Below are 12,542 nucleotides of genomic sequence, written 5' to 3'. Positions count from 1 at the left end.
CGCATCAGAATCTAGATTTGGCTTGGCTTGGCTTGGCTTGGCTGTTGAATCTTCAGACAGATAGAAAGTGGTGTGTATGAGGAGCAAAAAGAAACCCCTTCCTCAATGAGGAAGGGGTTTACCTATAGGGTGACTAAATTGAGCTTAAGCTTGAATTCCAACAATCAACCATGGCGCATTCGGTTGAGTCAGGTCGCGCTCCAAGTGCCATACGTCTGTGATGTCTTCTTCAACACCTTCGACTGAATCGCGGTAACGGCCACTAAACTGTAGGCTAAGCTGCGCACTGGATGAGTCGTAATCCGCACGTACAATTTCTGCATCGACGTACATAACTTCAGTATGCTGATCGCCTTCTAGCTTAGCGCGCTCTGCAGACAAATCTTCGAAAAGGCCCGGAGAAACATACTCACGAATTGTCTCAAGCTGGTTGTGGTTCCATGCGCCCTGAAGCGTACGGTAGTGCTCGCGAGAGCCATTGATAAACGCAGCCTGATCAAAACCCGGTGGGTAATTATGTGGAACATCGCTTGTCCCTGTCGCACCAAAACCACCAGATAGAGGCTGGCTCTGCTCGAAGTTATGGCCGTTTGGCTGCTGTTGAGGCTCAAACGAATTGCGATTCATGCCCGGGTAAGCGGGTTGTTGCTGGTTCATACTGCCCTGTTTAGCTGCAAGCATGCCTTTCATCAATTTGAAAATAACAAATGCAATCAGACCGATAATCAGAATATCCATGAACTGGATACCTTCAAATGCACCGCCAAAGAATGCAGCAAGAAGTCCACCAGCAAGCAGACCACCCAGTAAACCGCCCATCAGACCTTTCTTACCGCTGGTCTGTTTACCTTGGTCTTTACTGATGGTATTTGTGTTTTGTTGTTGCTGTTTTGGAGCAGGCGCAGTTTTGTGGCTCTTGCCAAATGACTTACCACCGCCAAACTTTTTCGCTTCCGCGATTGGGGCAGTGGTAACCGAAATCATTAACAAAGCGACAAACGCAAATAATCGTTTCATCGTTATTTTTCTCTTAATTCTGGTATTAACATTATGTAGCTATGGGCATGTAAAGCCGATATCAAGTCCCATAACGACTTTTAGAATCATAGCCCCTCGTTGTTAACATTTAAATACGTGCAACAAAAATCTGTGTTTCAGAATATTGCCATGATAAAAAAGAGTGATACCTTGGTTCCAAATAAATTAAAATATTTGTTTAACAGTAAACTAACCTATACAGCTCTAATTTCAGTAAATTGGGCTCGTGGGCATGTTTATCACCTTGACCCTTATATAAGCGACACTTAAAATAATGAACATTGTTCATTTTTAACCAATCAACCAAACATCACCCCATCATGGCCAGACGTAACGATCATACTCGCGAAGAACTGATTGCACTGACTCTAGAGAAAGTTAAATCGTTTCTTGAAGAAAAACCCCACCACGAGCTTAGCCTCAGAAAGATAGCCAATATGATTGGTTACGTCCCAAGTACACTTGTTAATGTGTTTGGCAACTACAACCTGCTTTTGCTTAAAGCCGTTGCCCAGACTCTGGACGAACTTTCTCTGCAAGCAGAAAAAGCCGTAGAAGACGCGCAGCACCCTATAGACGCGTTACACAAACTCGCGTACTGCTATCACGATTTTGCGTTAGCTCATCCACATCGCTGGCAACTGATTTTCCAGCACACCATGAACGGTGAAGAGCTGCCGACCTGGCAAGCTGAGCGAATTGACAAAATGACGGGAATGCTTGAAGGCTTAATTGAGATGATTACACCTGAAGGCGCAGATCGTAACGTTGTTGAAGCAAGCCGAGTGTTGTGGGCAGGCGTACATGGCATTACACTGCTCAGTGTTGATGATAAGTTCTTTTCAGCTTCTCCAGTCGATGGCAAAATCTTGATCGATAATCTACTTTCCAACTATTTGGCTAACTGGCAAGCATAAGGATTTTGAATGCCTAATCAGCACCCGTCTCTCATGAGGCAGAAGCGCTTCCTCCCGTATTTTATTACTCAGTTTTTTGGCGCATTCAACGACAACATTTTTAAAAATGTTCTGTTGTTGTTTGTTGCGTTTGCCGGAGCCGAAGCCCTTCCTATTTCCAGTAACCTGTTCATTAACCTGGCGGCTGGTCTGTTTATTCTTCCGTTTTTCCTTTTCTCTGCATCCGCCGGGGTGCTGGCAGACAAATACGAGAAAAGCGCTTACATCCGAAAAGTAAAGCTGGCTGAAATTGGCATTATGACCTTAGGGGCAATTGGTTTTGTCACTCAAAGTTATCTGATTTTGCTGATTCTGCTGTTTCTGATGGGAACACAATCGGCTTTCTTCGGACCTGTAAAATACGCACTTCTGCCACAACACCTGAAACGCGATGAACTGGTTTCGGGTAACGCATTGGTAGAAACGGGCACATTTTTAGCGATTCTGCTGGGTACTTTAGGGGCAGGGGTAATCGCATCTGCGGATAATGCCACGATTGTGGCCGCCATTTGTGTGGTCAGTTTTGCCCTATGTGGTTACGTGGCGAGCCGTTCTATTCCTGAAGCAGCACCGACTGCGCCAGAAGTCGAATTTAAGTGGCGACCAGTTTCCCAAACCAAGCATACCTTAGCCATTGCTAAACGTGACCGAGTGGTCTTTCAGGCGATAATGGCAATCAGCTGGTTCTGGTTCCTGGGCGCAAGTTATCTGACTCAGTTCCCGAACTACACCAAATTACACCTGAACGGCAACGAAAGCGCGGTTTCCTTCCTTCTGGCGTTGTTCTCTGTCGGTATCGCCATCGGTTCTATGGCGTGTGATCGCATTTCCAAGCATAAGCTGGAACCCGGCATTGTTCCAGTCGGTAGCCTTGGCATCAGTGTCTTTGGCATTATGATGGCGAGCTTCACTCCAGATTCTCTGCCTGAGTTTGCCGATTTCACCAGTTTCCTGACCTACCCTGCTCTCTGGCCAGTATTTTTCAGCTTGCTGATGTTGGGAGCGTCCGGTGGTTTGTTCATCGTACCGCTCTATACCTTGATGCAAACTCAGGCGCGTGAAGATGAACGCGCACAAATCATTGCAGCGAATAACATCTATAACTCAATCTACATGGTAGGCAGCGCGGTTCTAGGTATTGTTTGTTTGAGTGTACTGGAGCTTTCCATTCCTACGCTTTTCTTGCTTCTGGCAATTGTGAACATTTTTGTTGCGATTTACGTGTACTGGCAAGCGCCTATGTTCTTCTCTCGCATCGTACTGTGGATGTTTACCCACACCATGTATCGAGTAAAACATAAGAACTTAGACAACATTCCTAAAGAAGGCGGCGCACTGATTGTTTGTAACCATGTGAGCTACATGGATGCGTTATTGATGATTGGTGCCTGTAAGCGTCAGATTCGCTTCGTGATGGAAGAAGAATACGCGCACTTTAAACCGATTAAAACACTGCTCGAAAATGGAGGAGTGATTGCCATTGATGGCACCAATAGCCGCTCAGTTCGTCAGGCTTTCACGCAGGTAAAAGAAGCACTTTCTAAGGGAGAAGTGGTTTGCATATTCCCAGAAGGTCGCTTAACAAACGATGGAGACATGAATCCGTTTATGCGTGGTATGGATCTAATTCTGCGCCGCTCCCCCGTTCCTGTTATCCCAATGGCATTAAAAGGGTTATGGGGAAGTTACTTCAGCCGTTCCAAAGACGGGCGAGCCTGTCACGGCTTCCCAAGACGCTTCTGGTCAAGGGTTGAGATTGAGGCAGGTACACCCGTTCAACCGGACAACGCTTCAACCGAGTATATGTTTGAGCAAGTTTCCACACTGCGCGGCGATTGGAAGTAAGCTCGCCTGAACTATAGATCTTAGGGTCTGTTGACCTTAGCAAAAGGAGCGAATCATTCGCTCCTTTTCATTTTCGACCTTTCTAAACTCAGCCAGTCTTTCAGCCACTTTCTTGAAATCTTAATGCCGCCCTGCTCTTTCGCTTCACGGGGCATCAGATGGTATTCAACAGGCCACTTAAACTTTTCCAGACGGTTAGCTAGCTGGGCATCATAATCAGGCTTATTAGCCAACACTTGAGTCTCCAGAACGGCGACGGGTCGCTGCCCGTAAATATCATCATCCACAGGTATTACGATTGCATTGGAAATACTGTTGAGACTCATCAAGGCTGACTCAATCTCTTCGCATGAGATATTTTCGCCCCCTGAGATAAAACGATTGTCAGCTCTGCCCAATACAACGAGCTCACCTTCATGCCATTGCCCTAAATCACCCGTCGCATACCAACCATCCTCCAATTCCAGTGGAATCACAGAACCATTTTGGTAATAACTTTGAGCTAAGGTTTCACCTTTTATCCAGATCTCGTCATCAGATAATTTAAGTGCTCGGTTCGGGAGCGCCATTCCCGCACTGTGAACGCCTCCAGCGCGCTTTGCTGTCACCGTAGACGCCGCCTCTGTCAGTCCGTATCCCATCCAGACTTCAATTCCCGCTCGAATCGCTGTGGAAATGAGCTTAGAGGGAATATCGCTACCTCCTAATAACACCCGTTTCAGCTCGGTCTTCTCGCCGCTGTCTAACAATGCTTTCAATTGAGTCGATACCAGAGAGGCGTGAGTCACCGCTTTCAAATCCTTTATTAGCCCTTGAGTAGAAGGCATCACCAGTGTCGAGCCAGTAGCAAGCCAGCGCCAGATAATGGCGAGACCAGAAACATGGTACAACGGCAGACTTAATAACCAAGAGTCTCCTTTGGAAAACTCAAACACTTCCAAAAGCCCTTTTGCAGAAGCGAGATGGTGACAAGTTTGATGCGCCACCGCTTTTGGGTCACCTGTAGTACCAGAAGTAAAAATTAGGCTCGATACCAAATTTTCATCAAAAAAGTTTTCACCAAATAAGGTCTCATCAGATGAAGAAGGGGGGTTAGATGGTGAGGTATCTGACAGCGTCAGGCTTGGATATAAGTGAGTCTGAGGTTCTTGATTTTGCCAGTACACCAAGCTTGGTGCGATGGAATTCAGTTTCTTATTAATGACTTTTGTTGGAGCCGGTGCGATAGGGGCAAAGATCGCCCCCAAGTCAGCACAGGTAAGTGCCAGGTCCAACATCGTTAATGAGTTTTTCCCTACACATGCAACCACGCCTTGCTTCGAAATACCCTGCCCTTCGAGCAACGCACGCATAGATTCCACTCTGATTTTAAGTTCCGCCCAACTAAAGGTTTTATCTTCGAAAACAAGCGCAATGTCATTCGGAGAACGTTCTGCCCAGTAGCGAAGCGGAAATCGGTCTAGCACTGAAACACAAGCTCCTGTGATTCGAGAGATTCAATCGGTAACGGTGAGCCAGGCCATGGCACTTCCAGTTGAGAAGCAAACATACTCAGGGTATCTAATCCGGGGACACTTTTGGGAGTGAGCCAGTGTGCTAAACGAGCAAGTTGGTTTAAACCTAAGCTGGACTCTAGTGAAGAGCTGATTACGCTGGTGATGCCCAATTTTTCTGCTTGCTTAACCAACGCGGCGCAGCGCTCTATTGATCCTATCAGGCTGGGTTTAATGACCAGACTTTTCACGCCCGTTAGCTCAGACAGCGCAAAACCTTCTTGCTTTACTGCGTGCTGCAATGTCTCATCCCAGGCAATGGCAATACCCGTATCAATAGCAAATGCGAGGCTTTCTCCCGGTTGCTTGCACGGTTCTTCTAAAAATGCGATTCGCTGGCGGTATGAAGGGTTAATGTAGCTAGCAAATTTTCGCGCTTCATCCGGCGACCATGCGCGATTGGCGTCTAATCGGAGGGACAGATCCGGTATGGATTCCAAAAACAGATTAACCAGCATGCCATCGCGAATCGGCTCGTAAAGCCCTACTTTTATCTTCGCGACTTTCTCATCGTTTAACTGGCTCAATACGGGAAGAAGATCATCAGGATCCCCTGTACAAAGTGGCGCAACGGAGTAATTACCATTTTCTGGTAAGCCACCCACCAGCTCCATTTGCGCAATGGATAACCCAAACGACACCGATGGGTGCAAGGTATCAAGATGTAATTCTTCTCCCGCAGCCCATTTAGCGAGTTGTTCCTGAAGCTGTTCACCCGCATCTTCGAAGCTTTCTTTACTAAATCCGGGTAAAGGGGCGACCTCACCAAACCCAGTGTTTTCTCCCTCTTTCAGTTCGATGATCCAGCCATCGCGCTGAGGAAGTTTCTGATCTCGCAATATTACGCCGCTGTCCATCGCCAGTTGGTAGCGGTAAAGCTTTACGTTTCGCATATGTCCTGTCCTTTTACCCGGTACGCTTTCATCCTTAAGGTCTAACAACCTGATACCGGGTCTGTGTGCGTTTTGCCTAAGGGTTACGAGGGAATTTGTCGAAGTCTGGTCTGCGCTTTTCATTGAACGCATTTCGACCTTCCTGCCCTTCTTCTGTCATGTAAAACATCATTGTCGCGTTACCTGCCAGCTCTTGCAGACCTGCCTGACCGTCGCAGTCAGCATTCAGTGCCGCCTTCAAACAGCGTAGTGCCATTGGGCTATGCTGCAAAGTTTCTCTGCACCAGCGAACCGTTTCGCGCTCTAGCTGTTCAACTGGGACAACCGTATTCACCAGCCCCATATCCAACGCTTCCAGCGCATCGTAAAAGCGACACAGGAACCAAATTTCTCGCGCTTTTTTCTGCCCAACGATTCGTGCCATGTAAGAGGCACCCCAACCACCATCAAACGACCCCACTTTAGGTCCCGTCTGACCAAATTGTGCATTTTCCGCGGCGATGGTTAAGTCACACATCATATGAAGAACATGACCACCACCAACCGCATAGCCAGCCACCGAGGCAATCACTGGTTTTGGGCAGGTACGAATCTGACGTTGGAAGTCTAGTACATTTAAATGATGTGTCCCTTCTTCATCACGATAACCACCGTAATCACCACGAATTTTCTGATCGCCGCCACTGCAGAAGGCATCTTCACCTAACCCCGTCAATATGATCACACCAACATCACTGTCGTAGCGAGCGTCTGATAATGCATGAATCATTTCGTTAACCGTCTGAGGACGAAATGCATTTCGAACCTGTGGTCGGGCGATGGTAATTTTCGCTATGCCTTCTTTGGATTTATGGTAATGAATATCCTGATAATCTGGGTTGGCACAGCGCCATTCCACAGGTGCGTAAAGCTCTTCTTCAGTGATACCGACAGTTCTTGCCATAATTTTCTCCAGAAGTTACGACTGATATTGATGTTCAGCCATACATTGATTGACGATTCGGGCAAACGCAGCAGGCTGTTCCTGATGCACGTTGTGACCCGCATCTTTCACTTCGCTGAAGGGTAAACCGCTTGATTCAGCGAGCGCTTTAAACTTTTGATCTCTTTCCCCGCAGACATAATGAATCGAGGTTCGGTTTTGTAAACGAGCGAGCAGATAAGGCTGCTTTGATAGCGATGTCGCACGTAGCATTTGAGCGACCCCTTTAGCATCATTATCCCGTCGCTTAGCGATAAAATATTGTCTTTGCTCATGATTTAGCGAACTAAACACAGGCTGCGTGTACCAATCGAGTAAGACTTGTTCAATGATTTCCGATGAAAAACGATGCGACCAGTTTTTGTCGTTTACCCAGCGTTTTTTCCTGTCAGATTCATTTTGTAAACCAAAATGCCCTCCTTCCAGAATCACTTTTACAATATTTATCTTGCTCCAGATCGAATTTGCGACCCCATACATGGCAACTCTGGCACCCAGCGAATAGCCGACAAGAACAACAGGTCTGTTTTTGGAAATACGGGTTTCTAAAGTTTCCGCCACCTGATGGCAAACTGTAATGAAGTCTTTTGGTTCAACCTTCGAACTCTGCCCATGACCGGCCAAATCAATCGCCAGACAGTCTACCCCTTCGAGGTACTCTATAATCGGCTGCCAGTCGACGGCACTTCCAAGAAACCCGTGCAGAAACACAATGACAGGGCTGTTCTGAGTGTTGAGTCCTGAGTGATTCAACCAGGTGCTAGATAAGATCATGCATCACCTTATCGACAATAGGCTTGAGCTCCTGAGAGGTTTGCTCCGGCGGTGTGACCAGCTCGACTAGCAGTGTGCCTTCACCTTGGCTCAAGTGACTCTGAATTTCCTGAATACAGGTTTGTGTGCTTTCGGGCGCTGTATAACTCAGCCCAAATTGCATCGCAGCGTGTTTGAACAAAAACCCATGAGGCATTTGGTAAAGTGCACGCTTCTTGTTTGCCGGAACGGGCAGGAAATCGAATATTGCACCACCATCGTTATTGGAAACAAAGATTACCGAAGGCTGCGCTTTTTGATGAGTCCACAGCGCTAAAGAGTTGATGTCATGCAGCAGTGAAGTGTCTCCTAGCATCACTAACGACTTCTTACCACTGGCAGCATGTATGCCTACCGCCGTAGCAATCAATCCGTCAATGCCAGAGGCACCACGATTGGAATACACCTCTGTGTCTGGAAGTGAGGTGAGCATATCAACTAACCTGACAATCAGACTATTTCCTAAAAACAGATTGGTGCTTTCTGTTTGCTCCTCAAACAGGTCGATGGTCAGTCTGGTTTCAGAGCATAGTGCGTGTTCACTTCGTTGTATCAGCTCTGAAGTTTTCTGCGAGATATCCTTCAGGCTTTCCGCCCAGCCTCGAAATCGGACTTCCGCAGGGTGCAGACTGTCCAACATCTCTGAACACCATTGCGTTATATGAGTCGCAATACGGTTCTGTGCTCTCAACCCTGGATTCAGTCGTTGGTTGTACGGTTGCACCATCCAGTATTCACATGTTTCTGAGCGGTCATCTATCCACTTCAACAAGCGCTTGGACACCACTCGTCCACCGAACTGGAGGACAAAATCACAGCCCTGAAGAACTCTGGCGGCTTCTTCGTTTCTCAGCCAGAGATCAAAATGAGCGTACTCGCTGCTCACTCCGGATTGAGGGTCGCAAAATATCGGCCAGCCGAGGCGCTCAGCGAGCTTTTTCGCAATCTGAGCTTCTTCTAACGACAGCGAACCCAGTATGACTACCCCTTTCTTAGTCGCAAAATCGTTTGGATTGATGCTGTTTGCTACAACTTGACTGTGTTTAGTCGTAAATGGCTTCTTATGGGTAAACCATCCCCGAACACCATTGAAGTAGTGGGAGTCTAAAGATACGGGTTCACCACCGTACAAAGGTTCTGGATATGGGCAGTTGATATGGATGACACCACCCTGCTCTACCTGTAGGTGTAAGCATTCATCCAGACTGGAGAGTAACCAGTTAGGTGAAACCCTGGTATTGGGGCTAGGAAGATTGAGTGCTTTTACAACGTGAGATGAGAATATCCCGACCTGCTCAATCGCCTGATTCGCTCCACAATCAATCAGCTCAACCGGGCGATCCGCCGTAAGCAATACCAGTTTTTCTCCGGTTAGATTCGCTTCACAGACTGCTGGAAGAAGATTGGCAACCGCAGTCCCTGATGTCACGACGATAGCAACGGGCTTTTGAGTAGATTTAGCGATGCCCAATGCATAAAAGCCCAGCCCGCGCTCATCAAAATGACAATGTAATTTCAAATTGGGGTGGTCGTCCGCTTCTAGCGTCAGTGGTGTTGAACGGGATCCCGGAGCGATACAGATATGTTCTGCGCCAAATCGGGTTAGCTCTTCTAAAATCAGCTTAGCCCACGTTCTGTTCAAACTGGCTTGTTCAATCATGATGCCACCTCCACTTCTGGTAGCTCTGTCAACAAGTCAAGCAACGTCGACATTTTCTTGTTTAGCTCCTGCCATTCTGCATTGGGGGCTGATCCCGGCACTATGCCTGCCCCGGCGTAAAATTTGATGCTTTTTTTATTGATAAGTGCGCTGCGAATAGACACGCAAAACTCGGAACGGTCCTGACTGATGTAGCCTATCGCTCCGCTATAGAGCCCGCGTTCAAACGACTCATTCTGCTGGATAAACTCCATCGCCTGATCTTTTGGTAGTCCGGCAATCGCCGCAGTCGGATGGAGCACATCAACCAAAGAACTTTCGGCTTTCTTCGGATTTAGGTATCCCACAATCTTACGTTTTAGGTGCTGCACTTTTGCCAGGCGGATCAAAGACGAAGCTTCACTTATTTCTAAAGAGCTGCAGTAAGGGTGCAATCTCGACTCGATGTCTTCGACAACCAACTGGTTTTCGTAACGGTTTTTTTTGTCATTCCACAACCAGTGACCTTTTCCATAGTCATCTCGCGCGTCGCAACCACGCTCGATTGTGCCTGCCAAGGCTTCCGTTTCTAGCTCGTATCCATTTTGTCGGAACAAGCACTCCGGAGACGATCCGAAGAATAACGAATCTCTGTTTTTGGTGAAGGCGAAATGGTAGCTGTTTTGGTTAGATGTCTGACTCTCTCTTAACAAAGTAAATCCAGAAGCAGGCTCAGAGAGTAGGAACTCAGATTCTCGCGCCAACACCACTTTTTTCAGATCCGAATGTTCGAATGTTGATAACGCGAGATTTATGGAGTGGGTCCAGTCTTTCAGATCTGGAATATGTCGAACAAATTTAACCTGAGTATTGTTGGGTGATGAGAAATGAGTCGGACTTATTAATTTCACTCGTTCCAGCGCGTTAATCGCCACCTCTTTACTCTGGTTCACATTGACACTCAACGTCCAATTTGAGCCTAGTCTTTGAATTTCAATATTAGGTAAGAATACATCGGGGTACTGGGCATCAAATGGCATGACCACCCAGAGATTTTGATTTGACTTGATGTACTTTTCGCCAAGTTCAGGGGTGTCAAATGTCCTGGCAACACCTAATGCAATAACTTCGCGGTTCTTGTCGCGTGATTGCCAATAGAGTTTGGTGGAATGTGGCTGCGCTTCCAGCCAGTCCAGAGGGGAAAACGGATTGTCTGGCTCGAATGGAATACTGATTCGCTCATCGAGATCCACAACGGTCTGAATTTGTTCAATTAGCGCTTCGATTTTGGCTCTGAATGGCGACAAGACAATCTCACTCTTCTGAAATCTGAGATCATCTTATCTATCTCGACTAGTCTATTTGTTGATATCAGACAAATCTGAGCCGATTTAGGGAGAAATTCGGGCTACACAAAAAATTAGTGACAAGCCCTCACTCTCTCCTGTGGTCAGAATGTCAGAACAATATAAAAACCTGCGATTTCAAACAGATTTTTATTCTATTAACACCTTAAATAGTGTACTTTTAAAAATTAAAATAAAATAAATCGGGATTTACTCAATGCAAAATATCGGGATGTCATCAAAACTCGACAATGTCTGCTACGACATTCGGGGTCCTGTACTCAAACATGCTAAACGCATGGAAGAAGAGGGGCATAAAATACTAAAGCTGAATATTGGTAATCCCGCCCCGTTTGGCTTTGATGCCCCTGATGAAATCCTGGTTGACGTAATCCGCAATCTTCCCACCTCGCAGGGCTACTGCGACTCCAAAGGTATTTACTCGGCGAGAAAAGCCGTGGTTCAACACTATCAGCGTAAGGGCTTGCTGAATTTAGACGTTGAAGACGTGTACATTGGTAACGGAGTTTCTGAGCTGATTGTGATGGCAATGCAGGCTCTTCTGGATAACGGTGACGAAATGTTGGTGCCTGCGCCAGATTACCCGCTGTGGACAGCGGCTGTTTCTCTGTCTGGAGGTAATGCTGTTCACTACCTTTGTGATGAAGAATCAGACTGGTACCCAGATCTAGAAGATATCAAAGCCAAAATCACGCCTAAAACTCGTGGGTTGGTACTGATCAACCCGAATAACCCAACCGGTGCCGTTTACAGCCGAGACTTTCTTTTGGAGATGGTTGAAATAGCTCGCCAGCATAAACTGATCATCTTTGCTGACGAGATCTACGATAAAGTCCTTTATGACGGCGCAACTCACACATCCATTTCCACGCTTGCTGACGATGTTTTGATGGTGACATTCAACGGTCTTTCTAAAGCGTATCGCGTGTGTGGTTTCCGCGGTGGCTGGATGTTTCTGACAGGACCTAAGGCGCAAGCGAAAGGTTATGTCGATGGGTTAGACATGCTGTCGTCAATGCGCCTATGTGCCAATGTACCAATGCAACACGCGATCCAAACGGCTTTAGGCGGCTACCAGAGTATTAACGAACTGATTTTGCCAGGTGGACGCCTGTTGGAGCAGCGAGACAAAGCCTACGAGATGATCACCCAAATTCCTGGGATCAGCTGCGTTAAACCTAAGGGCGCTATGTATCTGTTCCCTAAAATTGATGTAAAAAAATTCAATATCAGTAACGATTTGAAATTCGTACAGGATTTTCTGATTCAGGAAAAAGTACTGCTGGTTCAGGGGAGTGGGTTTAACTGGCCAAAACCGGACCACTTCCGAATTGTGACTTTGCCTCACATCGAAGACTTAGAGACAGCCATTGGAAGGCTGGATCGCTTCCTGACTACATATCGTCAGTAACCTTTACATGTTCTTTCAAGCGCACCTATTGGGTGCGCTTTTTGT

Annotated in this window: 10 protein-coding genes; 3 read left to right on the top strand and 7 right to left on the bottom strand. The window is 46.9% G+C overall.

Features of this window, described 5'->3' with window-relative positions:
* Positions 1-144 precede the first annotated feature (144 nt).
* Complete coding sequence (locus tag QMG91_RS05400) at positions 145-1,017, bottom strand: Tim44 domain-containing protein (protein ID WP_022551221.1); 873 nt, start codon at positions 1,015-1,017, stop codon at positions 145-147.
* Positions 1,018-1,358: 341 nt separating this feature from the next.
* On the opposite strand from QMG91_RS05400, the gene QMG91_RS05395 reads away from it, so the two are divergent.
* Together QMG91_RS05395 and QMG91_RS05390 are read left to right on the top strand one after the other, a co-directional pair.
* Positions 1,359-1,955: a TetR/AcrR family transcriptional regulator gene (locus QMG91_RS05395; protein ID WP_004406182.1), complete on the top strand. Its 597-nt coding sequence runs from the start codon at positions 1,359-1,361 to the stop codon at positions 1,953-1,955.
* Positions 1,956-1,964: 9 nt separating this feature from the next.
* On the top strand, positions 1,965-3,839 hold the full coding sequence (locus QMG91_RS05390; RefSeq protein WP_281829404.1) for an MFS transporter: 1,875 nt from the start codon (positions 1,965-1,967) through the stop codon (positions 3,837-3,839).
* Positions 3,840-3,892: 53 nt separating this feature from the next.
* Here the strand turns inward: QMG91_RS05390 and menE are convergent, their stop codons facing one another.
* The 6 genes from menE to QMG91_RS05360 all read right to left on the bottom strand — a co-directional run bounded on the left by menE (position 3,893) and on the right by QMG91_RS05360 (position 11,026).
* A complete protein-coding gene (gene menE / locus QMG91_RS05385; RefSeq protein ID WP_281829402.1) occupies positions 3,893-5,305 on the bottom strand; it encodes an o-succinylbenzoate--CoA ligase in 1,413 nt (470 codons plus the stop codon).
* Entirely contained in the window at positions 5,299-6,285 is a 987-nt protein-coding gene (gene menC / locus QMG91_RS05380) for an o-succinylbenzoate synthase (protein WP_281829400.1), read from the bottom strand. Before menC ends, menE begins: the two co-directional genes overlap by 7 nt.
* A gap of 76 nt (positions 6,286-6,361) precedes the next feature.
* Positions 6,362-7,228: a 1,4-dihydroxy-2-naphthoyl-CoA synthase gene (gene menB, locus QMG91_RS05375; protein WP_281829398.1), complete on the bottom strand. Its 867-nt coding sequence runs from the start codon at positions 7,226-7,228 to the stop codon at positions 6,362-6,364.
* A 15-nt stretch (positions 7,229-7,243) separates the two neighbouring features.
* Entirely contained in the window at positions 7,244-8,041 is a 798-nt protein-coding gene (menH, locus tag QMG91_RS05370; RefSeq protein WP_281829396.1) for a 2-succinyl-6-hydroxy-2,4-cyclohexadiene-1-carboxylate synthase, read from the bottom strand.
* Positions 8,028-9,740, bottom strand: coding sequence for a 2-succinyl-5-enolpyruvyl-6-hydroxy-3-cyclohexene-1-carboxylic-acid synthase (gene menD / locus QMG91_RS05365; RefSeq protein ID WP_409351252.1), 1,713 nt, complete (start codon positions 9,738-9,740; stop codon positions 8,028-8,030). The genes menH and menD overlap by 14 nt, the downstream gene beginning before the upstream one ends.
* Positions 9,737-11,026, bottom strand: coding sequence for an isochorismate synthase (locus tag QMG91_RS05360; RefSeq protein ID WP_281829394.1), 1,290 nt, complete (start codon positions 11,024-11,026; stop codon positions 9,737-9,739). The genes menD and QMG91_RS05360 overlap by 4 nt, the downstream gene beginning before the upstream one ends.
* A gap of 256 nt (positions 11,027-11,282) precedes the next feature.
* Here QMG91_RS05360 and QMG91_RS05355 point away from each other — a divergent pair, with 256 nt between their 5' ends.
* Positions 11,283-12,497, top strand: a complete 1,215-nt coding sequence (locus QMG91_RS05355) for a pyridoxal phosphate-dependent aminotransferase (protein WP_022613111.1) — start codon at positions 11,283-11,285, stop codon at positions 12,495-12,497.
* Positions 12,498-12,542 lie beyond the last annotated feature (45 nt).

This window comes from Vibrio nigripulchritudo, assembly GCF_027924785.1.
Lineage (GTDB): Bacteria > Pseudomonadota > Gammaproteobacteria > Enterobacterales > Vibrionaceae > Vibrio > Vibrio nigripulchritudo.
Note: the sequence above shows the minus strand (reverse complement) of the source record. Positions and strands in the feature narration are given on the sequence as shown.

What these genes read in the sequence shown, in the direction of transcription:
- QMG91_RS05390 (WP_281829404.1), top strand. Translation starts at nt 1,965, where the DNA reads ATGCCTAATCAGCACCCGTCTCTCATGAGGCAGAAGCGCTTCCTCCCG.
- menD (WP_409351252.1), bottom strand. Translation starts at nt 9,740, where the DNA reads ATGATTGAACAAGCCAGTTTGAACAGAACGTGGGCTAAGCTGATTTTA.
- menH (WP_281829396.1), bottom strand. Translation starts at nt 8,041, where the DNA reads ATGATCTTATCTAGCACCTGGTTGAATCACTCAGGACTCAACACTCAG.
- QMG91_RS05395 (WP_004406182.1), top strand. Translation starts at nt 1,359, where the DNA reads ATGGCCAGACGTAACGATCATACTCGCGAAGAACTGATTGCACTGACT.
- menB (WP_281829398.1), bottom strand. Translation starts at nt 7,228, where the DNA reads ATGGCAAGAACTGTCGGTATCACTGAAGAAGAGCTTTACGCACCTGTG.
- menC (WP_281829400.1), bottom strand. Translation starts at nt 6,285, where the DNA reads ATGCGAAACGTAAAGCTTTACCGCTACCAACTGGCGATGGACAGCGGC.
- QMG91_RS05355 (WP_022613111.1), top strand. Translation starts at nt 11,283, where the DNA reads ATGCAAAATATCGGGATGTCATCAAAACTCGACAATGTCTGCTACGAC.
- QMG91_RS05400 (WP_022551221.1), bottom strand. Translation starts at nt 1,017, where the DNA reads ATGAAACGATTATTTGCGTTTGTCGCTTTGTTAATGATTTCGGTTACC.